Source organism: Rhodanobacter lindaniclasticus (assembly GCF_004799035.1).
Lineage (GTDB): Bacteria > Pseudomonadota > Gammaproteobacteria > Xanthomonadales > Rhodanobacteraceae > Rhodanobacter > Rhodanobacter lindaniclasticus.
This window is the reverse complement of sequence record NZ_MWIO01000016.1, coordinates 1-25,116: the sequence shown is the minus strand read 5'-3', so window position 1 is coordinate 25,116 and position 25,116 is coordinate 1. Positions and strand designations below refer to the sequence as shown.

Below are 25,116 nucleotides of genomic sequence, written 5' to 3'. Positions count from 1 at the left end.
CACGCCAGCGTGAAGCGCGCGCGCAGCCCATGAGACGGCTCGACGTACACTGGACGCATCGACCCCGGGAAACGTTCCATGCCGCTCGCTGAAATCCTGCAGATCGTCCTCGTCATCCTGCTGGTGCTGGTGCTGCTGTTGCAGCTCGTGGCGCTGCTGCGCGGCCGCGGCGACGCCGGGGTGATCGCCAAGCTGGATGCACTGAAAGACGACAGCGCCCGCGTCGAACGCACGCTGCGCGAGGAGCAGCGCGCCGGCCGCGAGGAGTTGCAGCAGGGCTTCGACCGTTTCCGCAGCCATCTCGGCGAGCAGTTCGGCGGCATGTCGCAACAGCAGGGCGAGCGCATCGACGGCTTCGGCCAGCGCCTGAACCTGCTCACCGAGCGCACCGACACCGGCCTGCAGTCGCTGGCCCAGCGACTGGCCGAGGACGCGCGCAAGAGCCGCGAGGAAACCACGCTGGCGCTCAATCACTTCGGCGAACAGCAGCAGCAACGGCTGGCCGCGCTCGGCGCCGAGCACGAGAAACGCATGGGCGAGGTGCGCGCCACGCTGGAGGCCAAGCTGGGCGCGATCCAGCAGGACAACGCGGCGAAGCTCGAACAGATGCGCGCCACCGTGGACGAGAAACTGCAGAGCACGCTGGAAACGCGGCTGGGCCAGTCCTTCCAGCTGGTATCGGAGCGGCTCGAAGCGGTGCAGCGCGGGCTGGGCGAAATGCAGAGCCTGGCCACCGGCGTGGGCGACCTCAAGCGCGTGCTGACCAACGTGAAGACCCGCGGCATCCTCGGCGAGGTGCAGCTGGGCTCGCTGCTGGAGCAGATGCTCACCGCCGAGCAGTACGAATCGAACGTGATCACCGCGCCGGGCAGCAGCGAGCGGGTCGAGTTTGCCATCCGCATGCCCGGCCAGGACGAAGGCGAGCACATCCTGCTGCCGATCGACGCGAAGTTCCCGATGGAGGATTACCAGCGCCTGCTGGAGGCCCAGGAGGCCGCGGACATCGAAGCGGCGGCGATCGCCGGCCGCGCGCTGGAAGGGCGCGTGCGCGAGGAGGCGAAGCGGATCAAGGGCAAGTACATCGCGCCGCCGCACACCACCGATTTCGCCGTGCTGTTCCTGCCCACCGAAGGCCTGTTCGCCGAGGTGATCCGCCGCCCGGGGTTGTTCGAACTGCTGCAGCGCGAACACCGCGTCACCGTGGCCGGCCCGACCACGCTCAGCGCCCTGCTCAACAGCCTGCAGATGGGGTTCCGCACGCTGGCGATCGCCAAGCGCAGCAGCGAGGTGTGGGCGCTGCTCGGCGCGGTGAAGAACGAGTTCGGCAAGTTCGGCGTGGTGCTGGAGAAAACCCGCAAGCAGCTCGACACGGTGCGCAACAGCATCGACAGCGCCGGCCAGCGCACGCGTGCCATCGAGCGCAAGCTGCGCGGTGTGGAAACGCTGTCCGGCGATGTCACCCAGCAGTTGCTCGGCGACATGCCCGCGCTGGACGAAGGCGACGACGACACCGAGGCGTAGGGCGGGGCGTTTCCGCGAGACTTCTGCTCACTTGCCCCGCCTCATGCCCCACCGACCGGACGAAGTCCGCCCGGCCCGGGAACCCGGGACGCGCAGACGTCATCCACTGGGAACGTTAGACTGGCAAGTCAGCCATCCCGAGGCCCGCACATGAACGAAGAGCATCATTCCCAGGAAGTCAGTCAGCAGCAGGCCGAGGACGCCGTGCGCACCCTGCTGCGCTGGGCCGGCGACGATCCCACGCGGGAGGGCCTGCTGGATACGCCCAAGCGGGTGGCCAGGGCCTATCGGGACTGGTTCTCGGGCTACGAATCGGACCCGGCGGAGTTCCTGCGGCGCACCTTCGAGGAGGTGGCCGGCTACGACCAGATGGTGGTGCTGCGCGACATCCAGTTCGAGAGCCATTGCGAACACCACCTGGCGCCGATCATCGGCCGCGCCCATGTCGGCTACATGCCGACCAACCGGGTGGTCGGCATCAGCAAGCTGGCCCGTGTGGTCGACGGCTTCGCCCGTCGTCTGCAGGTGCAGGAGAAACTCACCGCGCAAATCGCCCATTGCATCCAGGAAACCCTGCAGCCCAGCGGCGTGGCGGTGGTGATCGACGCCAGCCACCAGTGCATGACCACCCGCGGCGTGCACAAGCGCGGCGTGTCGATGGTGACCAGCCAGATGCTGGGCAGCTTCCGCGACGACGTGCGCACGCGCAACGAGTTCCTGCAGTTCATCGGCATCCACGGCAGCGCCCGCTGAACGTGCGCGCCTGCTGGTGCGCCGTGCCGCTGCTGTGGCTGGCGGCCGTTGTGCACGCGCAGGATTCGCGCGCGGCGTACCTGGGATTCTTCGACCGCGACGGCGACGGCAGGGTCAGCGAGGCCGAGTACGTGCAGTACATGAGCCGCGGTTTCGCGCGGATGGACGCCAACGGCGACGGCGTGCTGGAGACGGACGAGCTGCCCGGCCGCCGCGGCGAGCCGATATCGCTCGAGGCATTCCAGGACAACCTGCGCCACCAGTTCCATCGGCTGGACCGCAACCATGACGGCAGCCTGGACGCAGGCGAACTGACTGCGCCACCGCGCTAGCCAAGCCGTCCCGTCAGCGCGGCTCCGCGGGATCCGCGTCGGGCAGGAAGATCGACTCGATCGGCCGGCCGAACAGGCGCGCGATCTTGAACGCCAGCGGCAGGCTGGGATCGTATTTGCCGGTCTCGATCGCGTTTACCGTTTGCCGCGACACGTCCAGTCGCTCGGCCAGTTCGGCCTGCGACCACGCCCGTTCTCCACGCAGCTCGCGCAGGCAGTTGTTCACGACTGCCACCCCGCCATCGGTCGCCTGGCCCCGCGCCGCCTTCCCTTGCGCTCACTCACCGCGAAAACGCCGCCGCACCCACCAGCTGGCGATGCCGTAGGCGGCAAACAGCGCCGGCAACACCAGCATCAGCGCATTGTCGACCGGCAGCAGGCCGGCGCCGCGCAGGAACGCCGCGGCGAAACTGAGCAGGCCCACGCTCATGCTGGCGATCGAGATCGCCTCCAGCTGCAGGCGCCGCTCCAGCTCGTCGCTGGCCAGCACCAGCCGCACCATGGCGCGCACCACGAACACGATCGGCACGATCGGCAACAGCACCACCAGCACCCGCAGCGGCACCGCCTGCAACTGCCGCAGCAGCAGCTGCGAGACGAACAACAGCACCATGTAGGCGGCCATCGCGGGCAGGAATTCGCGCAGGTAGTTGCGCTGCGCGGGGCGCATGGGTTCCTCGCGGGTGCGGCGCGCGCAGACCAGCCAGAACAGGCCCGTCAGCAACGCACACACGCCGCCCCAGAACACGCTGCGATGCCCGAAGCCTGCGCCAGCGCCCACCAACACGATGCCCAGCGCCAGCGCGAACCCGCCGAGGATCATCAGCATGCGGCGGCTGCTCATCGAACCGGAGCGCTTGTCGTTCATGCCCCACCCTCCTGCTTCTGCACCGATGCCGCTCATCGTGGCGCGCCGACGCGGGCCAGGAAACCCTCCAGCAACTGCTGGAACTTCACTGGCTGGTCCAGCATCGCGTAGTGCCGCGACGGGCTGATCGAGACGACCGTGGCAGTCGGCGCGTTCGCCAGCAGCGACTGATAGTAAGCGGTCTTCTGCGCCTCGCTCATGCTCATCGGCGGCTGGCTGAAATCCGGCGCGTAGTACGGCGAGATCTCCAGGATCGGCACCCGGGCCTGCTTCAGGCCCGGCCGGTAGTCGGCGGCCATGTCCTCGGCCGCGTATTGCGCGGTGGCCTTGACGTCGCTGCGCGCATTCATCGGCGCATAGCGTGCCGCCAGCTCTGGATCGATCACGCCGATCTTCTGCATGTAGCCCAGCGCCTGTGCCTGGAACTGCTCCGGCGTCGCCGCCGACATCTGCTGCTGCATCCGCACCGCCATCGCCTGGCGCTGCTCGGCACCCAACCGCTCCATGCCGGGAAAGATCGGCAGGCCATCCACCGCCACCACGCCGCCGAGCAACTGTGCATGCTCACCGGCGAAGCGCAGCGCCAGTGTGCCGCCCAGGCTGTGGCCGACCAGCACCGGCTTGTCGAGCTTGTGCTGCCGGATCAGTTGCAGCAGCGAGGCATCGGCGCGATCGAGCAGGTTGCCGCCGTCGCGCGGCGCCGGCACGCCATCGAAACCGGCCAGGGTCACTGCGTAGACCACATGATCCTTCTGCAACTGCTCGATGGTGCGCTGCCAGACCCACGGGCCACCCTCGAGCCCCGGAATCAGGATCACCGCGGGCCCCTGCGCGCCGTGGCGCTCCACCTGCAGCGTGCCGACCCGCTCGACCGGGGCAGCAGGCCGCGCCAGCGCGGCGGCTGCGGCGCCCAGACAGAGTGCGGCGATCAACCCGCGAAAGGACGCGGGGGCCAAACGACGAAAGAGATTCATGACCTGCTCCGGGAAGAAATTTGTCAAGCACACTTGACATTTGCGAGCCTATCCATCCCCCCACGCCATGTCAAGTGCCATTGACACAACTTCATGGGCAAGATGAAGAGGTATCGCTCAAACCCCGTTTAGTCGTACTCTTTGTGACGCAGTTCGCACTTTTTGTGACGCGATCTGTAGGGGAACACTGACAAACACTGCCAATTTTTTGCCCCGCGGCAGAAAAACCACGCGGCAAATCTGGCGGTGGCAGGGGCGCGCAGGACGATCAGAACGATTGGCATGCCGGTTGCTTTGGCGTCGGCAAGCCACGGCAAATCGTGGTCTGCGCTTCGTCCGGGGAATGAGCGCCACCCAACAGGAACACTCCCCGGTTTTGCATCAGACGCCTTGCCGACACCGGGACCCCTCGTGCGGCGATGCCAAAAAAATCCCGAACCATCCACCAACGAGGAACAACACCATGAACAAGACTCTGCTCGCCACCGCGCTGGTTGCCGTGGTCGCCACCACCGCTTTCGCCCCGACCGCCCAGGCGGCCAACACCGGCACCATCACCATCTCCGGCAAGGTGCTGGCCGACACTTGCACGGTCTCCATCAACGGCGGCGCCACCGTGGCGCTGCCCACCGTGATGACCGGCGCTTTCGCTGCCGTGGGCGACACCGCCGGCACCAAGCCGTTCACCGTCAACCTGAGCGGCTGCGACTCGAACACCACCACCGCCACGATGGCGTTCAGCGGCAGCAACATCGACGCCGGCACCGGCAACCTGAAGAACACCTCGGTCGGCGGCTCCAACGTGCAGGTGCAGTTGCTCAACGGCGCCTCCGTGATCAACACCTCCAGCAACAACAACGCCCCGGTGATCAGCCTCACCAGTGGCGCAGGCAGCGCCTCGATGTCGGCCCGGTACATTGCCACCAGCGCCTCGACCTCGGCCGGCATGGTCGCCTCGACCGTCAACTTCACCCTGAGCTACCAGTAAGCGCGACGTCGGCGCGCTGCAGTCGCCAGACCGGCTGCAGCGCGCCGCTCTTCCCGTCACTCGCCCTCCGCATGTCCCACCACGGAACCCTTCGATGAAGAACCTGCTTGCCCTTGGCGCAACGCTGCTCGTCCTGGCTGCCTTCAGTGGCGCGGCCGATGCCAGCGTCGTGATCGGCGGCACCCGCGTGGTGTTCCCGGCCGCCGGCGGCGAGGTCACCGTGCGCCTGAACAACAACGGCGAACAACCCGCCCTGGTCGAAGCCTGGATCGACGCCGGCAATCCCGATTCCACCCCCGATACCGCGCGCGTGCCGTTCCTGATCACGCCGCCGCTGTTCCGCATGAACGCCGGCAAGGGCCAGAGCCTGCGCATCGTCTACACCGGCCAGCCGCTGCCGACGGATCGCGAGTCGCTGTTCTGGCTGAACGTGCTGGAGATTCCGCCCAAACCCGGCACCGTCAACGGCGAGGCGCAGAACACCTTGCAGTTCGCCGTGCGTTCGCGCCTGAAGCTGTTTTTCCGCCCGGCCGGCTTGGCCGGCAACCCGCTGACCGCCGCCGCGCAGGTCACCTGGTCGGTGGCCAGCGACGGCCATGCGCTGGTGGCGCACAACCCGACGCCCTACCACGTCACCTTCAGCAAGGTGTCGCTGGGTGCCGGCAAGGCGACGCTGGCGACCGACGCGGGCATGGTTGCGCCGCTGTCGACCCTGCGCTTGCCGCTTGCCGACGGCGTGCCGGCCCTTGCCGCCGGCGCCACCGTCGCGTTCACGACGATCAACGATTTCGGCGCCGCCGACGCCAACCAGGGCACGATCACGCCGTGAAGCGCGCCCGCGCCCGCGCATCGACCCCCCGCGTCCACGCGGTCGCCAGCCGTCGGCTGGCGCTGTCGATCCTGCTGGCGCTGGCCACCGTCGCCGGTACCACCCACGCTGCCGCGGCCAGCGCCGATGCCAGCGCCGCGGCGGACGCCGCGGATGCCAACTTCGACCGCAGCATGCTCGCCGGCGCGGGCCAGAACACCACCGACCTGTCGCGCTTCGAGCGCGGCAACTTCGTGCCGGCGGGAACCTACAGCGTCGACCTGTTCCTCAACGAGGCGCCGGTCGGACGCACCGACGTACGCCTGGCCGCGCCGTCTCCCGATGCCAGCGCCACGCCCTGCGTGACCCAGGCGCTGCTGGACACGCTGGGCCTGCATCCGACCGATCTCTCCGACGCCCTGCTCGCCGAGATGGCCGATCCCGCCGCCTGCGTGGACATCACGCGCGTGATCCCCGGCGCCAGCCTGGGCTTCGACCTGGGCGACCTGCGGCTGGACGCCGGCGTGCCGCAGGCGTTCCTGGGCCGCGTCGCCCGCGGCTACGTCGACCCGAAATACTGGGACGCCGGCGTGACCGCGGGCCTGCTCAACTACAACTTGAACAGTTACCGCACCAGCGCCGGCGGCCTGCACCAGACCTCGACCTATCTCGGCCTGGACGCCGGCCTGAATCTCGGCGCATGGCGAATCCGCCACGATTCGACGCTGAACTGGCAATCCGGCACGGCCGGCGCTGGTTCCTCGCATCACTGGCAGAACATCGCGACCTACGCGCAACGCGACCTGACCGCGCTGCGCGCGCAGCTGACCGTGGGTGATTCGTGGACCGGCGGCGAGATCTTCGACAGCTTCGGCCTGCGCGGCGTGCAGATCGCCACCGACGACCGCATGCAGCCGCAGTCGCTGCGCGGCTACGCGCCCACCGTGCGCGGCGTGGCCGACAGCAACGCCAAGGTGGTGGTGCGCCAGAACGGCATGCTGATCTACCAGACCACGGTGGCGCCCGGCCCGTTCGTGATCGACGACCTCTATGCCACCGGCTACGGCGGCGACCTCGAAGTCAGCGTGACCGAGGCCAGCGGCCGCGTGCATACCTTCTCGGTGCCGTACGCCTCGGTGCCGCAGCTGCTGCGCCCCGGCGTCAACCGCTTCAGCATCGCGGCGGGACAAATGCGCGCGCAGGCCATCGAGAACGAGCCGAACGTGGTGCAGGCCACCCTGCAGCACGGCTTCACCAACCTGCTGACCGGCTACGCCGGCGTGGTCGGCTCGCCGGGCTACGGCGCGGTACTGCTGGGCAGCGCGCTGAACACCCGCTACGGTGCCTTCGCGATGGACATCACCGGCGCGCGCACGCGCATCCCCGGCCTTGGGAGCATGTCCGGCCAGAGCGTGCGGCTGAGCTACAGCAAGATCATGGCGCCCACCGGCACCTCGCTCTCGGTGGCCGCCTACCGCTATTCCACCAGCGGTTACCTGAGCCTGCGCGATGCCGCGCGCGCCCGCGACTACGCGCAACGCGGCCTGCCGGTGTTCGCCAGCGGACCGGCCCAGCCGATCCTGATCAACGGCGTGCCGGTGGCCGGCCTGCTGACTCCGGAGCAGCAGGCGGCGCTGGCCGGCGTCAACTACACCGGCGTGATCGACACGGCCGGCGTCGATCGCCAGCGCGACAACTTCAGCATCAACCTCAGCCAGCGCCTGGGCACGGCCGGCGGCTCGCTCTACGTCACCGGTTCGGCGCGCGACTACTGGAACCGCGGCGGCACCGACACGCAATTCCAGGTCGGCTACAACAATTCGATCGGCCGGCTGAACTACAACGTTTCGGCCAGCCGCGAGCGCAACCTGTTCGGGCGCAGCGAAAACCGCTTCATGCTCAACCTCACCATCCCGCTTGGCAACGGTGCGCACGCGCCGATCCTCACCAGCGCACTGAGCCGCAGCGGCAGCGACGCCACGCAGGAGCAGGCCACCGTCAGCGGCACCGCCGGCGACAACGACCAGTTCAACTACGGCGTCACCGCCACCCACGACAGCGGTCGCGACAGCGGCGCGGTGGGCACCAGCGGCAGCGTCAACGCGGGCTATCGCGGCAGCCACGTGCAGCTCAATGCCGGCTTCGGCGCGGGCAGCGGCTATTCGCAGGCCTCGTTCAACCTGGCCGGCGGCATCGTGGCGCATCCGGGCGGCGTGACCTTCGGCCAGCCGCTGGGCGACACGGTAGGCATCGTCGAGGCGCAGGACGCGGCCGGTGCACGCGTCATCAACGCCGCCGGCCTGAAGATCGGGCACGCCGGCTATGCGCTGATCCCGTACCTCACTCCGTACCAGCTCAACCGGATCGACATCGACCCCGCCGGTCTGTCGCTGGACGTGCAGCTGGACAACACCAGCGCGCAGATCGCCCCGCGCGCCGGCGCGGTGGTGCTGATCAAGTTCAAGAGCGAAAGCGGCCGCTTCGTGCTGATCCAGACCCGCCTGCCCGACGGCAAGATGCTGCCGTTCGGCGCCGAAGTGGATGACGCGCGGGGCACGCCGGTGGGCGTGGTCGGCCAGGCCGGACGCATCATGGTACGCGTGCCCCATGCAAGCGGCCGCCTCAGCGTGCAGTGGCAGGACCAGGACGTCACCCGCACCTGCTCGCTGCCGTATCACCTGAAAGCTCACGACAAGGCGAAGCGCGCAGCCGGCACGATCGAACAGATCGAAGCCACCTGCGAGCCCTCACGTGACACGGCGCAGGTCGCCGGGAGTGGAACATGATGCGCGCCAACTGGTTTTGGCTGGTACTGCTGGTGCTGCTGCCGCTGGGTGCACGGGCCGAATGCCGCTACGAGTCCGGCAACAACACCCCGGTGACCTTCAGCCTGCCCTCGGCCATCACGATCGCGGCCAATACGCCGAACGGGACGGTTATCGCCACCTCGGCGCAGGCCGCGCCATCAAATCCGCCGGTGATCACCTGTGGTTCGTGGAGGAACTTCTTCGGATACAGGTACTGGCAGGAGGGAACGGAGACGCTGACCTATGGCGTGGTCAACGCCCGCGGCGGGAACGTGGACAACACCACCTACGCGACGGGCGTTCCCGGCCTCAGCTACCGCATTATCCATCCGGACGATTACCTGAAGCGCTACCCGCTCGAGAGCGAGTCGATCTCGCATTCGACGTTCAGCGTCACGTCCGGCCTGGAGCTGGTCAAGACCGGCCCGATCACCTCCGGCAGCGTGCTTGCCGCCGGCAACCTGGGTGACTGGCGTTGGAATGACTCATCGGGAAACACGCTGACTCCGGAGACTTTCCGCCTCGGCAACTCGATCACCTTCACCACCCCCAGCTGCACCATCGTGACCAATCCGATCTACGTGACCCTGCCCACGGTGACCACCAGCGCATTCGGCGGGATCGGCTCGACCTCGGGCAAGACGCCGTTCCAGATCCAGCTGAATTGCCCTGCCGGCACCGCGGTGGCCAGCATTACCATGCATGCCTCCAACCCGGACAGCCACGCCGGCGTGGTGGCGCCTTCCGGGGCCGGTTACGCGGCAGGCATCGGCGTGCGCATCCTGGACAACAATTCCAACCCGATGCAGTTCGAGACCCAGACGGTGGTCACGCCCCCCAATGCGACGACCTCGATCCCGTACTTCGCGCAGTACTTCCAGACGGCGCCGACCGTCACTGGCGGGGCGGTCAAGGCCACGGTGACCTTCGATCTCTTCTATCAGTGATTGTGGTGAAGCCGGGTCCGCTCAATCGTAGGTGCGCACGACCAGCTTGTAGGACGCGCTGCCTGCGACAGCGGGGGACGCACGACGGATCATGTAGTTGAGCAGGCGATCGTCGGCTGCGCGCGCGGCATCGAGATCCACCACCACGCGCGAATAGGTCCGACCGGGATCGCTGGACGTCCGCCCGCAGACGAGCCGCTGCGATGACTGCGCCTCGGCGGCGTGCACGACGAGGCTGGCGGCGAGCTGGTTACGGGCGACCGCGCAGGTCGGTTCGACCACCGCGCCGGAGAACGAGATGCGCCCATTGCCGGCTTCGGCGACCGAAAAGGCAGCCGCCAGCGCCAGCGCCAGCCATGCGCCACCGACCATGCCGCTGCCCAGCGGACTCTTCATGCCCTGCACCTCTTGCGTGACCCCCGCCCATGACGGGGTAACTCAAGTGGCTTTCGGCAGTGCTCGCGCGGACTTTAGCGGCGGCGCCGGCGCGCATCGCAAATTGTGATGCACGTCACATTCCAGCCGGGCAAGAACGGCATGCCGATTCCATCTGCGCCTGCATACCGCACCGCAGGTGACGCGCGCGTGGAAGAGTCGTGAACGGGAAAGGTCGGCGAGGTCAGCGCGAGGAAATGTATTTCTCGCGGCGGATCTGTTTCACCGGCAGGCCGAACTCCTGCAGGGCGGCGTAGGCGGCATCGACCATGTTGGGGTTGCCGCACAGGTAGGCGATGTCGCGTTCGGCGCTGGGCCCGAGTTCGGCCAGCACGTTCTGCACGTGGCCGGCGCGATCGCCGGGGCGCGGCACGGCGCGGGCCTCGCGGCTGAGGCAGCCATGGAACAGGAAGCCGGGGTGGCTCTGCGCGAACGCCTCGAACTCCTCGCCGTAGAGCAGCTCGGTTTCGTTGCGGGCGCCGTACAACAGCACCACTTCGCGATCGCCGCCGGCCAGCAGTTTCTCGATCTGCGGCAGCATCGCGCGGTACGGGGTAACCCCGGTGCCGGTGGCCAGCAGCAGGTAGCGCGGGTGGGTGTCGGCCTCCTGCAGGCAGAAGCGGCCGTACGGGCCGCTGGCGTCGATCACGCCGCCGACCGGCAGTTCGCCGAGCAGCTTCGTCGCGGCGCCGCCCTCGACGTAGCTCACCGCGATCTCGATGTGCCGCACGGGAGAGGAGCCGTCGCCGACGCTGCCCACCGAATAGCTGCGCTTGGTGGCGGTGCCGTCGTCGTAATGGAAATGCACCTGCAGGAACTGGCCCGGCTGGAACGCCAGCGGTTGTCCGTCAACGCGCTCGAACACCAGATGGCGCACCGTCGGAGCGAGCATGTAGCCGTCGACGAGACGGAGCTGGAAGTGGTCGGCCATGGCATTCCCGAAACAGTGTGTGCGTCGGGCGGACCCGGACGGTGGTGGTCAGCCCCGTATAATAAGCGGCTTGTCCCCCTTGGCGCAGCCCATGTCCTTCACGCAAAACGATTCGCCCCCCGCGCTGGTCGTCGACAACCTGCGCAAGGTCTACCGCAACGGCGTGGAAGCGCTCAAGGGCGTCAGCCTCACCGTGCAGCCCGGCGACTTCTTCGCCCTGCTCGGCCCCAACGGCGCCGGCAAGTCGACCCTGATCGGCATCCTCTCCTCGCTGGTCAACGCCAGCAGCGGCGACGCGCGCGTGTTCGGCCGCTCGGTCGCGCGCGAGCGCAGCGAAGCGATGCGGTTGATCGGGCTGGTGCCGCAGGAGATCAACTTCAACCAGTTCGAGAAGCCGTTCGACATCTGCGTCAACGAGGCCGGCTTCTACGGCATTCCGCGCAAGCTCGCCGCCGAACGCGCGGAGAAATACCTGAAGGAACTGCGCCTGTGGGACAAGGCCTTCCACCAGGCGCGGGAGATGTCCGGCGGCATGAAGCGCCGCCTGATGATCGCCCGCGCGATGATGAACGAGCCCAGGCTGCTGATCCTGGACGAGCCCACCGCCGGCGTGGACATCGAGATCCGCCGTTCGATGTGGCACTTCGTCAGCGCGATCAACGCGGCCGGCACCACGGTGATCCTGACCACGCACTACCTGGAGGAAGCCGAGTCGCTGTGCCGCAACATCGCGATCATCGACCACGGCACGATCATCGAGAACACCAGCATGAAGCGCCTGCTGGCGACGCTGGACGTGGAAACCTTCGTGCTCGACCTGGCCGAACCGCCGGGCGAGCTGCCGAGCGTGGCCGGCATCGCCCTGCGCCGCATCGACGAGCGCACGCTGGAAGCGGAGATGGCCCGCAAGCAGGATCTCAACACGCTGTTCAGCGCACTCACCCACCACGGCATCACGGTGCATTCGATGCGCACCAAGACCAACCGGCTGGAGGAACTGTTCGTGCGACTGGTCGAACAAGGCCGTACCCCGGAGCGGGAGAAGGCGGCATGAGCAGTTCCACCAATCTGGTCGCGCTGTACACCGTCGCGCGGCGCGAAATCGTGCGCATCCTGCGCATCTGGACCCAGACGCTGATCCCGCCCGTCATCACGATGACGCTGTACTTCATCATCTTCGGCAAGCTGATCGGCAGCCGCATCGGCAAGATCGAGGGCGACTTCAGCTACATGCAATACATCGTGCCCGGCCTGGTGATGATGTCGATTATCAACAACAGCTACATGAACATCTCCAGCTCGTTCTACGGCGCCAAGTTCCAGCGCTCGGTGGAGGAGATGCTGGTGGCCCCGATGGCCAACTGGGCGATCCTGTACGGTTACGTGATCGGCGCGGTTGCACGCGCCCTGGTGGTCGGCGCACTGGTGCTGGTGGTCGCGCTGTTCTTCACGTCGCTGCACGTGGCGCACCCGCTGACCGCGCTGGCCGCGGTGCTGCTGGGTGCGGTGATCTTCGCGCTGGCCGGGTTCATCAACGCGGTGTTCGCCAGCAAGTTCGACGACATCGCCCTGGTGCCCACCTTCGTGATCACGCCGCTGACCTACCTGGGCGGCGTGTTCTACTCGATCAACATGCTGGGCGAGCCGTGGCGCGCCATTTCCCACGCCAATCCGATCCTGTACATGGTCAACGCCTTCCGCTACGGCATCCTCGGCATCAGCGACGTGTCGGTGGGCGGAGCCTTCGCCGTGATGCTGATGTTCATCGCCGGGCTGACGATGGCGGCGCTGTACCTGCTCAGACGCGGCGTGGGGCTTCGATCCTGAAAACGGCGGCGGGGAACGCCCCGCATCGAGGCCCGACATGCGCGTCAACAAATACATCAGCGAAGCCGGGCTGTGTTCGCGCCGCGAAGCCGACGAATGGCTGCTCGCCGGGCGCGTGAGCATCAACGGCGAGGTGGTCGGTACCGGCGCCAAGGCGCTGGACGGCGACGAGGTGCGGGTGGACGGCGAGGTCGTCCGGGCCCGCGTGCTGGCGGCCACGCCGGCGGCGAAGAAGGCGGTCTACATCGCGCTGAACAAGCCGGTCGGCATCACCTGCACCACCGACCAGGCCGTGGCCGGCAACATCGTGGACTTCGTCGACCATCCGCAGCGGATCTTCCCGATCGGCCGGCTGGACAAGGATTCCGAAGGACTGATCCTGCTGACCAGCAACGGCGACATCGTCAACGAGATCCTGCGCGCCGAGAACCACCACGAGAAGGAATACCTGGTCGGGGTGAACAAGGCGGTCACCGACGAATTCATCGCCGGCATGGGCAAGGGCGTGCGCATCCACGGCCAGCTGACCCAGCGCTGCCGCGTGCGCCGGATCGCGAAGTTCGGTTTCTCGATCGTGCTGACCCAGGGGCTGAACCGGCAGATCCGCCTGATGGCCGCTGCGTTCGGCTACCGCGTGACCCAGCTGCGCCGCGTGCGCATCGACAACGTCAAGCTGGCCCACCTGAAACCCGGCCAGTGGCGCAATCTCACCGACGCCGAACTGAAAGGCCTGCTGCCCGGGCGCACGCAATGGTGAGCGCGTAACCGCGACGCGTCCGTAGGGCGGGCACTGCCCGCCGGCGCTTGCGACCTCGGGAACGGCGGCGGACCGTGCCCGCCCTACAAGCAGGTCAGGCGGCCGGCAGGCTCTGCAGGTCCCAGCGCGGGCGCACCTGCACGGTTTCGTCCTGGCGCTGGCCGCTGGCCAGCCGGATCGCACCGGCCAGCGCGATCATCGCGCCGTTGTCGGTGCAGAAGGCCAGCCGCGGGAAGTACACCCGGAAGCCATCGTGCTCGCCGGCCGCGACCAGTTCCGCGCGCAGCCGGCGATTGGCACCGACGCCGCCGGCGATCACCAGCCGCCGCGCGCCCGTCGCCTCGAGGGCACGGCGGCACTTGATGATCAGCGTGTCCACGATCGCCTCCTCGAAGGCGCGGGCCACGTCGGCGCGGGTCTGCTCGCTCTGGTCGGATTTCTGCCAGGCCAGCAGCACCTGGGTCTTCAGGCCGGAGAAGCTGAAATCCAGCCCGGGCCGGTCGGTCATCGGCCGCGAGAAGCGGAACACCCCCGGCCGGCCCTGCTCGGCCAGCTTCGCCAGCGCCGGGCCACCCGGATACGGCAGGCCCATCAGCTTGGCGGTCTTGTCGAACGCCTCGCCGGCGGCGTCGTCCAGGGTATCGCCCAGGATGGTGTACTGGCCGATCGCCTTGACCTCGACCAGCAGCGAGTGGCCGCCGGACACCAGCAAGGCCACGAACGGCGGCTCGGGCGGGTCCTCCTCCAGCAGCGGGGCCAGCAGGTGGCCTTCCATGTGGTGGACGGCGAGAGCCGGCACATCCAGCGCCCAGGCCAGCGCGCGGCCCACTGACGCACCCACCAGCAGCGCGCCGACCAGGCCCGGGCCGGCCGTGTAGGCCACCCCGCCGAGGTCGCGCACGCCCAGTCCGGCCTGTGCCAGCGCCTCGCGGATCAACGGCAGCAGCTTGCGCACGTGGTCGCGGCTGGCCAGTTCCGGCACCACGCCGCCGTAATCGGCGTGCAGTTTGATCTGGCTGTACAGGGTGTGGGCCAGCAGGCCCTTGCCCGGGGCGTCCGGCTCCCAGCGCAGGATCGCCACCCCGGTTTCGTCGCAGGAGCTCTCGATGCCCAGCACCGGCCGGTTGGCCGGCTTTGAAAATTCTTTGTTATCCACGGTATAATTCGCGGCTCACCACTTTCCACTGTCCCGCAAGAGCGGGCAGATTACCACCTGGAGTTTCCATGCCCAACGTAAAAGTTCGCGAGAACGAGCCGTTCGAGATCGCACTGCGTCGTTTCAAGCGTACCTGCGAGAAGGCCGGCGTGCTGGCCGAGACGCGCAAGCGCGAGTTCTACGAAAAGCCGACCCAGGAGCGCAAGCGCAAGCGCGCTGCTGCCGTGAAGCGCCACCTGCGTCGTCTCTCGCGCGACGTCTCGCGCAAGGTCCGCCTGTACTGAGTGCCCTCCCCGCCGTGCGTCGGCGGGTCGAGCGGCAACGGTCATGCGGCAGGCGCGGGTTCTCGCTGCCGCCGCAAGCATCCGGATAGGCCATGGCCGGCGTTGTTCCGAAGCGGACAACGCCGGCTTTGCCGTTTCCGACGAATCGAAATCCACCCCAGCGAGGCATCGTGATGGCGCTCAAGCAGCAGCTCACCGAGGACATGAAGACCGCCATGCGTGGCGGCGACAAGCCGCGGCTGGGCGTGATCCGGCTGATGTTGGCGGCGATCAAGCAGCGCGAGGTGGACGAGCGCATCGAGCTGGACGACGGCCAGGTGCTCGCCGTGCTGGAAAAGATGATGAAGCAGCGCAAGGACTCGGTCAGCCAGTACGCCGCCGCCGGGCGCGAAGACCTGGCCGAGGTGGAGCGCGCCGAGATGGCCATCATCGAAACCTACCTGCCCGCCAAGCTGGCCGAGGCCGAGATCGACGCGCTGATCGCCGCCGCGATCGCCGATACCGGCGCCAGCTCGCCCCGCGACATGGGCAAGGTGATGGCCGCGGTGAAGGACAAGGCCGCCGGCCGCGCCGACATGGGCGTGGTCTCGGCGCGCATCAAGGCACGCCTCGCCGGCTGACGCCTCGCATGGCCGGCGATGCGCCGCCTTCACGCCGCCCCGGCTACAACCTCCGCAAACCCCATCGTCTTCCGGAGGACCGCATGCTGAAGTGGGCCATCATCTTCGCCATCATTTCGCTGATCACTGGCTGGCTCGGCTTCGGCGGCGTATCCGGTGCCACCGCGACCATCGCCAAGGTGCTGTTCGCGTGCTTCGTGATCCTGTTCCTGCTGGCCGTGCTGGCCCTGGTCGGCGTGATCAGCCTGTTCTAGCCGGCCCGGTCCCGCCGCCGGCACGCCCCTGGCGGGATCACCCGCACGCCTCCCCGGCGGCGACCGACTAGACTAGGGGGTCTATGCGCGGCCTGATCCCCGACAGCTTCATCGATGAACTGCTTGCCCGTGTCGACATCGTCGACGTGATCGAGCGGCGCGTGCCGTTGAAGAAGGCCGGCCGCGAGTGGACCGCCTGCTGCCCGTTCCACAACGAGCGCACGCCGTCGTTCTACGTCAGCCCGGCCAAGCAGTTCTTCCACTGCTTCGGCTGCGGCGTGCACGGCAGCGCGATCAAGTTCCTGATGGACTACGATCGGCTGGAGTTCCCCGACGCGGTGGAGGAACTGGCGCAGTCGGTGGGCCTCACCGTGCCGCGCGAAGGCGGCCGCGACGAACGCCCGCGCGAGGACAAGACCGATCTCTATGCCCTGCTCGACGCCAGCGCCAGCTGGTACCAGCAGCAGCTTCCCGGCAGTGCCGAGGCGAAGGCATATTGCGCCAAGCGCGGCCTGGACGCCGATACCATCGCGCGCTTCCGCCTCGGCTGGGCGCCGGCCGGCTACGACGGCGTGAGCAAGGCGCTGGGCAGCAGTCCGCGGCGCATGGAGCTGCTCGACGAAGCCGGCATGGTGTCCACCGGCGAGCGCGGCAGCAAGTACGACCGCTTCCGCGAGCGCTTGATGTTCCCGATCCTCGACCGACGCGGACGCGTGATCGCGTTCGGCGGGAGGGTGCTCAGCTCGGAGCAATCCCCCAAATACCTCAACTCGCCCGAAACCACGCTGTTCCACAAGGGCCGCGAGCTGTTTGCCCTGTGGCAAGTAAAGCAGGCCAACACGAGCCTCGCGCGCATCGTGGTGGTCGAGGGTTACATGGACGTGATCGCGCTGCACCAGGCCGGCCTGCCGATCGCGGTGGCCACGCTGGGCACGGCGACCACCCCCGAGCACACCGAACTGCTGTTCCGCGCCGCGCCCGACGTGGTGTTCTGCTTCGACGGCGACCGCGCCGGCCGCGCCGCGGCGTGGAAGGCGCTGGAGTCGGCGTTGCCGCGGCTGCGCGACGGGCGCCAGGCGTATTTCCTGTTCCTGCCCGACGGCGAAGACCCCGATTCGCTGGTGCGCAAGGAGGGCAAGGAGGGCTTCGAACGGCGCATCAAAGAAGCCATGCCGCTGTCGGACTACTTCTTCGGCGAACTGTCGCGCGACGTCGACATGGCGAGCCTGGACGGCCGCGCGCGGCTGGCCGAGCGCGCGCGGCCGCTGATCGCGAAGCTGCCCGACGGTGCCTTCCGCGACCTGATGGCGCAGGAGCTGGAAAAGCGCAGCGGTGCCCGCGCGATGCTGCAGGCCGACCCCGCCGCCCATCGTGCGGTGCAGCGCCCGATGGCAGTGCAGCGCAGCCTGGTGCGCAGCGCCATCTCGCTGCTGCTGACCCAGCCGGGCATGGCCGACCGGGTCGAGAAACCCTATCGCTTCCTGCGTCTGGACAAGCCCGGCGTGGAGCTGCTGGCCGAGCTGCTCGACTTGGCGCGCGCGCGTCCCGGCATCAACCCGGCGATGCTGGTGGAACATTTCGCCGAGCGCCCGGAGTACCCGGCCCTGCAGAAACTGATGGCCGCCACCGTGGTGGGCGAGGCGGAGGCGCAGGCCGCAGAGTTCTTCGATGCCCTCCAGCGGATGGAGGAACAGGCGGTCAGCCAGCGCCGCGACGCGCTCACCGCCAAGAGCCGCGAAGGCGCGCTGGACAGCGCCGAGAAGGCCGAACTGCGCGAGCTGCTGGCCGCCCGCGTGGCCCCGCCGACGGCGCCGGCATGATGCTCGCCGGTTCGTGCGGGACTGCCCCCGACCTGCGGCAAGCTGTCCCGGTGTGCCGCCGCGAAGCCACGGCTGTGGGATCATGCGCGGTTGCGACCGGCGCGCGACGGCGGAAGGCACGAGAACACTGATGGACCTGCTGCAGCACCTGGTCACGATCTTTGCCGAGAACGGCTACCTGGCGGTATTCATCGCGCTGATGATCTGCGGCGCCGGCTTGCCGCTGCCGGAGGACATCACCCTGGTCGCCGGCGGCGTGATCGCCGGCCTGGGCTACGCCAACGTGCATGCGATGGTCGCGCTGGCGATGTTCGGCGTGCTGCTGGGCGACTGTGCCATCTTCCTGCTCGGCTACCGCTACGGCGCGCGCATCCTGCAGTGGCGCTTCGTGGCGCGCATCCTCACTCCGTCGCGCTACGCCAAGGTGCAGGAGAAGTTCCACCGCTATGGCAACCGGGTGCTGTTCATCGCGCGCTTCCTGCCCGGCATGCGCACCACGGTCTATCTCACCGCGGGCATGACCCACCGGGTGTCGTTCACCCGCTTCCTGCTGCTCGATGGCAGTGCCGCGCTGATCAGCGTGCCGTTCTGGGTCTACCTGGGCTTCGTCGGTGCGGACAACCACCAGTGGCTGCTGAAGTGGATGCATCGCGGCCAGGCCAGCCTGTGGCTGCTGCTGGGCATCCTCGTGCTGGCGTTGCTGATCGCCTGGTGGCGCCATCGCCGCCGCGCCCGCTGCTCGCTGGACTGATCGGCGGCATGGCACGGCCCCGACGCATTCCGGACAACTTCACCCTCGCCCTGCTTGCCACCGTGCTGCTGGCCTCGCTGCTGCCTGCGCGCGAAGGCACGGCGCGTGCCTTCGACCTGATCACCGACGCGGCGATCGCGCTGCTGTTCTTCCTGCACGGCGCCAAGTTGCCGCGCCAATCGATCGTGCAGGGCTTGACGCACTGGCGCCTGCACCTGACCGTGCTGGCCAGCACCTTCGTGCTGTTCCCGCTGCTCGGCCTGGCGCTGCACCCGCTCGGCGACGCCATGCTGACGCCGGAACTGAGCCTGGGCCTGCTGTTCGTGTGCCTGCTGCCGTCGACCGTGCAATCGTCGATCGCGTTCACCGCGATCGCCGGCGGCAACGTGCCGGCCGCCGTGGTCAGCGCATCGACGTCCAACCTGCTCGGCATCGTGCTGACTCCGCTGCTGGTGGGGTTGCTGCTGGAAAGCCGCGGCGGCGGCGTTTCCTGGCATGGCGTGCTGGACATCGTGCTGCTGTTGTTGCTGCCGTTTGCGATCGGCCATCTCGCGCGGCGCTGGATCGGCGGCTTCGTCGACCGGCATAAGCCGCTGCTCGGCATCACCGACCAGGCCACGATCCTGCTGGTGGTCTACACCGCCTTCAGCGCCGCGGTGGTCGAGGGCCTGTGGCGCGACACGCCGGTGTCCGCCCTGCTCGCCACCCTGATCGCCTGCGCCGTGCTGCTGGCCCTGGTCATGCCGACGATCACCTGGGCCGCACGCCGGCTCGGCTTTTCACGCGAGGATGAGATCGCCATCGTGTTCTGCGGCTCCAAGAAAAGCATGGCCAGCGGCATCCCGATGGCCAAGATCCTGTTCGCCGGCCAGGCCGGCGGCCTTGGCGCGCTGGTGTTGCCGCTGATGATGTTCCACCAGTTGCAGCTGATGGTGTGTGCGGTGGTGGCGCGGCGGTATGCGGCGCGCGGGGCAGCTCGCGTCAGCGAGGACGATCGCGAGGCGGATTGATTTCATGGGGCTGCGCTGGGCGGAGCGATCGATCATTCGCCTCTGTAGGAGCGCGCTTGCGCGCGATGCTCTTGCTTTCGTTGTTTTCAGAGGAAGAGCATCGCGCACAAGTGCGCTCCTACAGGAGGGTCACCAGGGCGCAAGACAGGCTCAGAGCCAGCGGCCGTAGCGGCGGATGTAGATGAGCTTCATCAGCTGAGTCAGCACGCAGTAGCTGACCAGGGTCAGCGCCAGCCAGGCGAAGTACATCGGCGGCAGCGGCACCATGCCGATCTTCGCGCCAAGCGCACTGAACGGGATCAGCATGCCGAGCACGATGATCGCGATGGTCAGCCCCAGCACCGGCGCGGAGGCCACGCTCTGCAGGAACGGGATGCGCCGGGTGCGGATCATGTGCACGATCAGGGTCTGCGAGAGCAGGCCCTCGATGAACCAGCCGGACTGGAACAGCGACTGCCGTGCCGGCGAATTCGCGCCGAACACGCGCCACATCAGCCAGAACGTGGTGATGTCGAAGATCGAGCTGACCGGGCCGATCCAAGCCATGAAGCGGCCGATGTCGCCGGCGTCCCACTTGCGCGGCTTGCTCAGGTATTCCTCGTCCATGCGGTCGAACGGGATCGACAGCTGCGAGATGTCGTACAGCAGGTTCTGCACCAGGATCTGCAGCGGCAGCATCGGCAGGAACGGCAGGAAGGCGCTGGCCACCAGCACGCTGAACACGTTGCCGAAGTTCGAGCTGGCGGTCATCTTGATGTACTTCATGATGTTGCCGAAGGTGACGCGGCCTTCCAGCACGCCCTCCTCCAGCACCATCAGATTCTTTTCCAGCAGGATGATGTCGGCCGACTCTTTGGCGATGTCGGTGGCGGTGTCCACCGAGATGCCGACGTCGGCGTCGTGCAACGCGGGCGCATCGTTGATGCCGTCGCCGAGGAAGCCCACGGTGTGGCCCAGCCGCTGCAACGAGCGCACTACGCGCGCCTTCTGCAGTGGCGACATCTTGGCGAACACGGTGACGCGCGGCACCAGCGCATCCAGCGCGGCGTCATCGAGCGATTCGATGTCGCGGCCCTGCACCGAATCGGCCACGTCCAGCCCGACCTCGCGGCAGATCTTGCGCGTCACCGCCTCGTTGTCGCCGGTGATCACCTTCACCGCCACGCCGTGCTGGTGCAGCGCGCGTATCGCGGTGGCGGCGGAGTCTTTCGGCGGGTCGAGGAAGGCCAGGCAGCCGACCGCGACCAGGCCGTCCTCGTCGGCCACGCCATAGGCACGCGTCTGCGCCGGCAGCCGCCGCACCGCCACCACCAGCACACGCAGGCCGTCCTCGTTGAGGCTGTGCGTCATTGCCTTGATCGTGCGGCGATGCTGCTCGGTCATCGGCTCGATCGCGTCGCCGGTCTGCGCCCAGGCACAGATCGACAGCATCTCCTCGACCGCACCCTTGCAGATCAGCAAGTGCTCGCCCGCACCGTCGGCCAGCACCACCGACATGCGGCGGCGCTGGAAGTCGAACGGGATCTCGTCGACCACGCGGTAGCGCGCGGCCACCGGTTCCAGCTCGCGATGGGCCAGCACCGCCTTGTCGAGCAGATTCTTCAAACCGGTCTGGAAGCGGCTGTTGAGATAGCCGTATTCCAGCGCCTGGTCGGATGCCTCGCCGTCGAGGCCGAGGTGGCGCTCCAGCACGATCCGGTCCAGCGTCAGCGTGCCGGTCTTGTCGGTGCACAGCACGTCCATCGCGCCGAAGTTCTGGATCGCGTTGAGCCGCTTGACCACCACCTTGCGCCGCGACATCGCCAGCGCACCCTTGGACAAGTTGGCGGTGACGATCAGCGGCAGCATCTCCGGAGTCAGACCCACCGCGATCGACAACGCGAACAGGAACGCCTCGCCCCAGTCGTGCTTGTCCAGCCCGTTGATCACGAACACCACCGGCACCATCACCGCCATGAAGCGGAGCAGCAGCCAGCTCACCGAACGGATGCCGCGATCGAAGCTCGTCTGCACGCGCGCGCCGGTCATGCTGTGCGCCAGCGAGCCGAGATAGCTGCGCGCGCCGGTGGCCAGCACCACCGCGCTGGCCGTGCCGCTGACCACGTTGGTGCCCATGTAGCAGACGCCGGCCAGCGCCAGCGGGTCGCCCGCGCCAGACGCCGTCGCCGCCGGCGCGGCCTTCTCCACCGGCACCGACTCGCCGGTGAGGATCGCCTGGCTGATGAACAGGTCCTTGGCGGCGAGCAGGCGCAGGTCCGCCGGCACCATGTCGCCGGCGGCCAGCTGCACGATGTCGCCCACCACCAGCTCGCGCACCGGCACCTCGATCTGCTCGCTGTGGCCGTCCGAGGCGCGGCGCCGCACGGTGGCGGTGTTGCGCACCATCGCCTTGAGCTGTTCGGCGGCGCGCGAGGAGCGGTATTCCTGGGTGAAACTCAGCAGCACACTGATGCCCACCATCACCGCGATGATCAGCGGCCCGGTGAGGTCGTTGCCGTCGGTGGCCAGCTGCACGCCGGCCAGTACCAGCAGCACCACGATGAACGGGTTGCGGAACGCGCGCAGCAACTGCAGCGACCAGTGCGGCGGTTTCTCGCGCGAGACCTCGTTCAGGCCGTCACGCTGCAGGCGCGCGCGGATCTGTTCGGCGTCGAGTCCGCCGGGGTTGCTCTGCAGCACGTCCAGCAGCGCGTCGGGGCTGCGAAACGCATGCCCGAGGGTGGCCGCAAGGGCGGGCGACGGCGCGCCGGCGGCATCGCGGCCGCGCGTCGGGAATGGCTTGCTCATCGGGTGCGTCCGGGTAACGCGTGGCCGGGAAAGACGCGCGCGGCGTCAGCGAGTGCGCGAGGCGCGGGCAGGCCACGGGGACTGCCCGTGGCCGCGTCCGCCGCGGTGGATCATCGGTGCGCGCGGCCCAGTCGCCGGCGGCGCGGCGAGCGCAGGAACGAGGCCGGCTCGCGTCGTTCGTTGCGTGAAGGTTCGAGGGTTAGCGGCGAAGCGCTCGCCGACCCGGCCAGCGGTGCCGGCACGGTGACGCTGAAATCACGCGGCAATGCCGCCGGCCGGGACGCCACGGCACGGACGCCGGCAAAGGGCCAGCGGAAGAAATCGTGAAGGAGCTTCATCGGCTCATCTCCTGGTAACGACGCCGTCGGCGTCCTCAGGGATGGGCCGGACTTTCCCTAGTGGAAAGCACCAGCCGACCGCAGGCGGTCGCCGCAGGCGTTCAGCTTGTTGTTGTGCGGCGCCGGCACCCGAAGCGAGCGGATGTCGACGTTGCGACTAGGGTAAACGTCCATATGCCTTGGTTTGTCAGGACTGGAAGCCATGCGGCGCAGCGCGCCGGAGGGCGCGCGCATTGTGGTGCGATGCGGTGAAGGTGTCAATCCGGCGGCGGGTAACAACATGGTGCCAAGGCGGACTTTCGAATCTCTGTAACGACCCAGTGAAATCCTGCTCAGGTGATACTTCGAGGGGAAGACACAGATGAGCGACGTGATGGACGAAGAGATCAAGCGCTGAACGGCTTTGTCAGCTTGACAACAACGTAGGGAGGTATGCCATGGCTCTCCAGTCCGTAGTCCCTGAGGCCGACCGGAACAAATTTAATTAGCCACGTCCCCTTTTAATCCCCACGTCCCCTTTAGTCCTCGATCATGCGACTCGGCCTTGAGGCGATGGTGCGACGATGGTCAAATGCCAAGCTCGACGAACTCATGGAGCAGATACGAAAGCCAAGTCCGGCGCTACTCGATCGGATAGGTGCGGCGGCATGAAAACGTGGGGAAACCTCAGCCTCCGTCCCCTTTCCTCCCGGCCTTTGCTCCCCTTCATTCCTCGCAAACATCAATTGTATTAGATTCTAATATCCCTTGGTACGCACCGAATTTTTTGGCCATGGCATCATGATATTCAACGTGGAGATCGAAACAATCTTTTCCGGTACGGTATCGTCTTCTTATTTCCGATATATCGAATGCCCTACCGACCACGTCAAACGGCGACAAGATTGTGTAATCTGAGACACTTGGTAGTATTTCGTCCGGATAGCCCACGGCGGGGTGTATGCGCCCATTGACATTAACGTAAAATTTAATTAGTCCAAACGCTGGATTTATCGTAAAAACCTTACTGACCGTCATATCGTGTCTTGACGAATTAACTATAGAAACAATAATTAAATCACCACTTCTATTTAAGTTCAACAGGACATCGGCGGCCCTACCTTGCGCAAACGGGATTAAAAGCAAAAGCAAAAGTAATAGAATCATTTTTTTCATAGCGTCAACGATCCGTTATTCATTTATGGCTTATAGATACCGCTCTCAACGCTAGACCGGTTCCAACTATTAAGTCCATTTAGGTAATATGCACGATTATCTTTTAACGACTTAACTTCGTCTGGACTCAAATTAAATCTACTACTATTTTTTATTTCCAAGTCGTAGGCCTGGACCTCGCGCATGTACCAAGCCTGGGTGTCACCCAGAACCACGTCGGGCTTGGAAAGTTGCAAGTTCCAATGAACTTCTACTTCATGATACAGAGTAGCGGCAATCATTCCAAACGAGTTAGAAAAAAGCTTTTCGCCAATGTCTAACCTCCCATCCGGCCACATCTCAGCACGTACGTTTCCGCCTGTTGCGATGTCACAGCAATCGACGCCTGTATGGTCAATGCCAAAATAATCCATAACGCCGACTGCTGCTTTTCGCATTTCCTCGGGACCCGATTTTTCAAAATAATGCCTCATCGAAACTGGCGTGTTTTTAGGAACTGAATGCGATGTTGAACCTCCACCGCTTTGACCAGGACTCACAAACGTCACACTACCTATCCCTGCCACTCCCACCGAATCTACACACAAATGCGATCCTGTACACCGCCCATCTGGATCCACATTCGCCACCGGATTGTTATCCGCATACGCAAACCGATTGAAGTTAAATACGTTCCCCTGTCCGGGCCCCACCGGGTCGGCACTGAGGAAGCGCCCGACGTCTGGATCGTAATAGCGCGCCTGCATGTACACCAATCCCGTATCCGGATCATTCACATGCCCGGTATACCCCGGCCCGCTCGGCGGGGTTCCCAACGCCTGGTTGCCGTAGGGCGCGTAGTCGAACGTCGCCGTGATGTTGCCGCTGGCATCGGCTTCGGCCAGCGGTGTGCCCTGCGCGTCGGTATAGACCTGGTTCTTATACACATCTGACGCTGTCTACGAATAGTGGGGTGCTGATGGCAGTGTGGTGCGCGACGCCACCTACAATATA

Annotated in this window: 26 protein-coding genes; 16 read left to right on the top strand and 10 right to left on the bottom strand. The window is 66.8% G+C overall.

Going from position 1 to position 25,116, the window contains the following annotated elements; translation table 11 throughout:
- Nucleotides 1-78: 78 nt before the first annotated feature.
- From B1991_RS05715 to B1991_RS18970, 3 genes are all read left to right on the top strand, one after another.
- Nucleotides 79-1,521: a DNA recombination protein RmuC gene (locus B1991_RS05715; protein WP_136257753.1), complete on the top strand. Its 1,443-nt coding sequence runs from the start codon at nucleotides 79-81 to the stop codon at nucleotides 1,519-1,521.
- 150 nt (nucleotides 1,522-1,671) lie between these two features.
- A complete protein-coding gene (folE, locus tag B1991_RS05710; protein WP_136257752.1) occupies nucleotides 1,672-2,274 on the top strand; it encodes a GTP cyclohydrolase I FolE in 603 nt (200 codons plus the stop codon).
- Nucleotides 2,275-2,276: 2 nt separating this feature from the next.
- Nucleotides 2,277-2,606, top strand: a complete 330-nt coding sequence (locus B1991_RS18970) for an EF-hand domain-containing protein (RefSeq protein ID WP_246031069.1) — start codon at nucleotides 2,277-2,279, stop codon at nucleotides 2,604-2,606.
- Nucleotides 2,607-2,619: 13 nt separating this feature from the next.
- Here B1991_RS18970 and B1991_RS05700 read toward each other — a convergent pair whose 3' ends face one another.
- Genes B1991_RS05700 through B1991_RS05690 form a run of 3 tightly spaced genes read right to left on the bottom strand, consistent with a single transcriptional unit; the run spans nucleotide 2,620 to nucleotide 4,448 of the window.
- Nucleotides 2,620-2,832 carry a helix-turn-helix transcriptional regulator gene (locus tag B1991_RS05700; protein ID WP_210772094.1) on the bottom strand — a complete coding sequence of 71 codons (213 nt, stop codon included), beginning with the start codon at nucleotides 2,830-2,832 and terminating at the stop codon, nucleotides 2,620-2,622.
- Nucleotides 2,833-2,883: 51 nt separating this feature from the next.
- The gene (locus tag B1991_RS05695) at nucleotides 2,884-3,474 is read right to left on the bottom strand and encodes a hypothetical protein (RefSeq protein ID WP_136257751.1); all 591 of its coding nucleotides are present in this window, start codon (nucleotides 3,472-3,474) and stop codon (nucleotides 2,884-2,886) included.
- Between the two features lie 32 nt (nucleotides 3,475-3,506).
- Nucleotides 3,507-4,448, bottom strand: a complete 942-nt coding sequence (locus B1991_RS05690) for an alpha/beta fold hydrolase (RefSeq protein ID WP_136257750.1) — start codon at nucleotides 4,446-4,448, stop codon at nucleotides 3,507-3,509.
- Between the two features lie 463 nt (nucleotides 4,449-4,911).
- On the opposite strand from B1991_RS05690, the gene B1991_RS05685 reads away from it, so the two are divergent.
- The 4 genes from B1991_RS05685 (at nucleotide 4,912) to B1991_RS05670 (ending at nucleotide 9,998) form a co-directional block, all read left to right on the top strand.
- Nucleotides 4,912-5,436: a fimbrial protein gene (locus tag B1991_RS05685; protein WP_168709588.1), complete on the top strand. Its 525-nt coding sequence runs from the start codon at nucleotides 4,912-4,914 to the stop codon at nucleotides 5,434-5,436.
- A gap of 94 nt (nucleotides 5,437-5,530) precedes the next feature.
- On the top strand, nucleotides 5,531-6,265 hold the full coding sequence (locus B1991_RS05680; protein ID WP_136257748.1) for a fimbrial biogenesis chaperone: 735 nt from the start codon (nucleotides 5,531-5,533) through the stop codon (nucleotides 6,263-6,265).
- The gene (locus B1991_RS05675) at nucleotides 6,262-9,030 is read left to right on the top strand and encodes a fimbria/pilus outer membrane usher protein (RefSeq protein ID WP_246031068.1); all 2,769 of its coding nucleotides are present in this window, start codon (nucleotides 6,262-6,264) and stop codon (nucleotides 9,028-9,030) included. The genes B1991_RS05680 and B1991_RS05675 overlap by 4 nt, the downstream gene beginning before the upstream one ends.
- Entirely contained in the window at nucleotides 9,027-9,998 is a 972-nt protein-coding gene (locus tag B1991_RS05670; protein ID WP_136257747.1) for a fimbrial protein, read from the top strand. Before B1991_RS05675 ends, B1991_RS05670 begins: the two co-directional genes overlap by 4 nt.
- A 21-nt stretch (nucleotides 9,999-10,019) precedes the next feature.
- On the opposite strand, the gene B1991_RS05665 is transcribed toward B1991_RS05670, so the two are convergent.
- Nucleotides 10,020-10,394: a hypothetical protein gene (locus B1991_RS05665; RefSeq protein ID WP_136257746.1), complete on the bottom strand. Its 375-nt coding sequence runs from the start codon at nucleotides 10,392-10,394 to the stop codon at nucleotides 10,020-10,022.
- Between the two features lie 223 nt (nucleotides 10,395-10,617).
- Nucleotides 10,618-11,364, bottom strand: a complete 747-nt coding sequence (locus B1991_RS05660) for a ferredoxin--NADP reductase (protein WP_136257745.1) — start codon at nucleotides 11,362-11,364, stop codon at nucleotides 10,618-10,620.
- Nucleotides 11,365-11,455: 91 nt separating this feature from the next.
- Here B1991_RS05660 and B1991_RS05655 point away from each other — a divergent pair, with 91 nt between their 5' ends.
- Genes B1991_RS05655 through B1991_RS05645 form a run of 3 tightly spaced genes read left to right on the top strand, consistent with a single transcriptional unit; the run spans nucleotide 11,456 to nucleotide 13,948 of the window.
- The gene (locus tag B1991_RS05655; protein WP_136257744.1) at nucleotides 11,456-12,418 is read left to right on the top strand and encodes an ABC transporter ATP-binding protein; all 963 of its coding nucleotides are present in this window, start codon (nucleotides 11,456-11,458) and stop codon (nucleotides 12,416-12,418) included.
- Complete coding sequence (locus B1991_RS05650) at nucleotides 12,415-13,191, top strand: ABC transporter permease (RefSeq protein WP_136257743.1); 777 nt, start codon at nucleotides 12,415-12,417, stop codon at nucleotides 13,189-13,191. Before B1991_RS05655 ends, B1991_RS05650 begins: the two co-directional genes overlap by 4 nt.
- Before the next feature lie 37 nt (nucleotides 13,192-13,228).
- Complete coding sequence (locus B1991_RS05645) at nucleotides 13,229-13,948, top strand: pseudouridine synthase (protein WP_136257742.1); 720 nt, start codon at nucleotides 13,229-13,231, stop codon at nucleotides 13,946-13,948.
- A gap of 94 nt (nucleotides 13,949-14,042) precedes the next feature.
- Here B1991_RS05645 and tsaD read toward each other — a convergent pair whose 3' ends face one another.
- Nucleotides 14,043-15,104, bottom strand: a complete 1,062-nt coding sequence (gene tsaD, locus B1991_RS05640) for a tRNA (adenosine(37)-N6)-threonylcarbamoyltransferase complex transferase subunit TsaD (protein WP_246031067.1) — start codon at nucleotides 15,102-15,104, stop codon at nucleotides 14,043-14,045.
- Nucleotides 15,105-15,172: 68 nt separating this feature from the next.
- On the opposite strand from tsaD, the gene rpsU reads away from it, so the two are divergent.
- The 6 genes from rpsU to B1991_RS05610 all read left to right on the top strand — a co-directional run bounded on the left by rpsU (nucleotide 15,173) and on the right by B1991_RS05610 (nucleotide 19,843).
- Nucleotides 15,173-15,388, top strand: a complete 216-nt coding sequence (gene rpsU, locus B1991_RS05635; protein WP_007081639.1) for a 30S ribosomal protein S21 — start codon at nucleotides 15,173-15,175, stop codon at nucleotides 15,386-15,388.
- Nucleotides 15,389-15,561: 173 nt separating this feature from the next.
- Nucleotides 15,562-16,008 carry a GatB/YqeY domain-containing protein gene (locus B1991_RS05630; protein ID WP_136257741.1) on the top strand — a complete coding sequence of 149 codons (447 nt, stop codon included), beginning with the start codon at nucleotides 15,562-15,564 and terminating at the stop codon, nucleotides 16,006-16,008.
- An 83-nt stretch (nucleotides 16,009-16,091) separates the two neighbouring features.
- Complete coding sequence (locus B1991_RS05625) at nucleotides 16,092-16,262, top strand: DUF1328 domain-containing protein (protein WP_136257740.1); 171 nt, start codon at nucleotides 16,092-16,094, stop codon at nucleotides 16,260-16,262.
- 83 nt (nucleotides 16,263-16,345) lie between these two features.
- The gene (dnaG, locus tag B1991_RS05620; protein WP_136257739.1) at nucleotides 16,346-18,082 is read left to right on the top strand and encodes a DNA primase; all 1,737 of its coding nucleotides are present in this window, start codon (nucleotides 16,346-16,348) and stop codon (nucleotides 18,080-18,082) included.
- Between the two features lie 130 nt (nucleotides 18,083-18,212).
- Nucleotides 18,213-18,833 (top strand): DedA family protein, encoded by a 621-nt coding sequence (locus B1991_RS05615; protein ID WP_136257738.1) that lies wholly within the window; start codon nucleotides 18,213-18,215, stop codon nucleotides 18,831-18,833.
- Nucleotides 18,834-18,841: 8 nt separating this feature from the next.
- On the top strand, nucleotides 18,842-19,843 hold the full coding sequence (locus B1991_RS05610) for a bile acid:sodium symporter family protein (protein ID WP_136257737.1): 1,002 nt from the start codon (nucleotides 18,842-18,844) through the stop codon (nucleotides 19,841-19,843).
- Between the two features lie 150 nt (nucleotides 19,844-19,993).
- On the opposite strand, the gene mgtA is transcribed toward B1991_RS05610, so the two are convergent.
- The 4 genes from mgtA to B1991_RS05590 form a co-directional block, all read right to left on the bottom strand.
- The gene (gene mgtA, locus B1991_RS05605) at nucleotides 19,994-22,630 is read right to left on the bottom strand and encodes a magnesium-translocating P-type ATPase (RefSeq protein ID WP_136257736.1); all 2,637 of its coding nucleotides are present in this window, start codon (nucleotides 22,628-22,630) and stop codon (nucleotides 19,994-19,996) included.
- 110 nt (nucleotides 22,631-22,740) lie between these two features.
- The gene (locus B1991_RS05600) at nucleotides 22,741-22,968 is read right to left on the bottom strand and encodes a hypothetical protein (RefSeq protein WP_136257735.1); all 228 of its coding nucleotides are present in this window, start codon (nucleotides 22,966-22,968) and stop codon (nucleotides 22,741-22,743) included.
- A 705-nt stretch (nucleotides 22,969-23,673) separates the two neighbouring features.
- Nucleotides 23,674-24,123, bottom strand: a complete 450-nt coding sequence (locus B1991_RS05595; RefSeq protein ID WP_136257734.1) for a hypothetical protein — start codon at nucleotides 24,121-24,123, stop codon at nucleotides 23,674-23,676.
- A gap of 23 nt (nucleotides 24,124-24,146) precedes the next feature.
- Nucleotides 24,147-25,049: an RHS repeat-associated core domain-containing protein gene (locus B1991_RS05590; protein WP_136257733.1), complete on the bottom strand. Its 903-nt coding sequence runs from the start codon at nucleotides 25,047-25,049 to the stop codon at nucleotides 24,147-24,149.
- Between the last annotated feature and the right edge of the window lie 67 nt (nucleotides 25,050-25,116).

Excerpts from the sequence above, each read along its gene's own strand:
- B1991_RS05715 (WP_136257753.1), top strand. The coding sequence starts at position 79 with ATGCCGCTCGCTGAAATCCTGCAGATCGTCCTCGTCATCCTGCTGGTG.
- folE (WP_136257752.1), top strand. The coding sequence starts at position 1,672 with ATGAACGAAGAGCATCATTCCCAGGAAGTCAGTCAGCAGCAGGCCGAG.
- B1991_RS05695 (WP_136257751.1), bottom strand. The coding sequence starts at position 3,474 with ATGAACGACAAGCGCTCCGGTTCGATGAGCAGCCGCCGCATGCTGATG.
- B1991_RS05690 (WP_136257750.1), bottom strand. The coding sequence starts at position 4,448 with ATGAATCTCTTTCGTCGTTTGGCCCCCGCGTCCTTTCGCGGGTTGATC.
- B1991_RS05685 (WP_168709588.1), top strand. The coding sequence starts at position 4,912 with ATGAACAAGACTCTGCTCGCCACCGCGCTGGTTGCCGTGGTCGCCACC.
- B1991_RS05680 (WP_136257748.1), top strand. The coding sequence starts at position 5,531 with ATGAAGAACCTGCTTGCCCTTGGCGCAACGCTGCTCGTCCTGGCTGCC.
- B1991_RS05670 (WP_136257747.1), top strand. The coding sequence starts at position 9,027 with ATGATGCGCGCCAACTGGTTTTGGCTGGTACTGCTGGTGCTGCTGCCG.
- B1991_RS05665 (WP_136257746.1), bottom strand. The coding sequence starts at position 10,394 with ATGAAGAGTCCGCTGGGCAGCGGCATGGTCGGTGGCGCATGGCTGGCG.
- B1991_RS05660 (WP_136257745.1), bottom strand. The coding sequence starts at position 11,364 with ATGGCCGACCACTTCCAGCTCCGTCTCGTCGACGGCTACATGCTCGCT.
- B1991_RS05655 (WP_136257744.1), top strand. The coding sequence starts at position 11,456 with ATGTCCTTCACGCAAAACGATTCGCCCCCCGCGCTGGTCGTCGACAAC.
- B1991_RS05650 (WP_136257743.1), top strand. The coding sequence starts at position 12,415 with ATGAGCAGTTCCACCAATCTGGTCGCGCTGTACACCGTCGCGCGGCGC.
- B1991_RS05645 (WP_136257742.1), top strand. The coding sequence starts at position 13,229 with ATGCGCGTCAACAAATACATCAGCGAAGCCGGGCTGTGTTCGCGCCGC.
- rpsU (WP_007081639.1), top strand. The coding sequence starts at position 15,173 with ATGCCCAACGTAAAAGTTCGCGAGAACGAGCCGTTCGAGATCGCACTG.
- B1991_RS05630 (WP_136257741.1), top strand. The coding sequence starts at position 15,562 with ATGGCGCTCAAGCAGCAGCTCACCGAGGACATGAAGACCGCCATGCGT.
- B1991_RS05625 (WP_136257740.1), top strand. The coding sequence starts at position 16,092 with ATGCTGAAGTGGGCCATCATCTTCGCCATCATTTCGCTGATCACTGGC.
- dnaG (WP_136257739.1), top strand. The coding sequence starts at position 16,346 with ATGCGCGGCCTGATCCCCGACAGCTTCATCGATGAACTGCTTGCCCGT.
- B1991_RS05615 (WP_136257738.1), top strand. The coding sequence starts at position 18,213 with ATGGACCTGCTGCAGCACCTGGTCACGATCTTTGCCGAGAACGGCTAC.
- B1991_RS05610 (WP_136257737.1), top strand. The coding sequence starts at position 18,842 with ATGGCACGGCCCCGACGCATTCCGGACAACTTCACCCTCGCCCTGCTT.
- mgtA (WP_136257736.1), bottom strand. The coding sequence starts at position 22,630 with ATGAGCAAGCCATTCCCGACGCGCGGCCGCGATGCCGCCGGCGCGCCG.
- B1991_RS05600 (WP_136257735.1), bottom strand. The coding sequence starts at position 22,968 with ATGAAGCTCCTTCACGATTTCTTCCGCTGGCCCTTTGCCGGCGTCCGT.
- B1991_RS05595 (WP_136257734.1), bottom strand. The coding sequence starts at position 24,123 with ATGAAAAAAATGATTCTATTACTTTTGCTTTTGCTTTTAATCCCGTTT.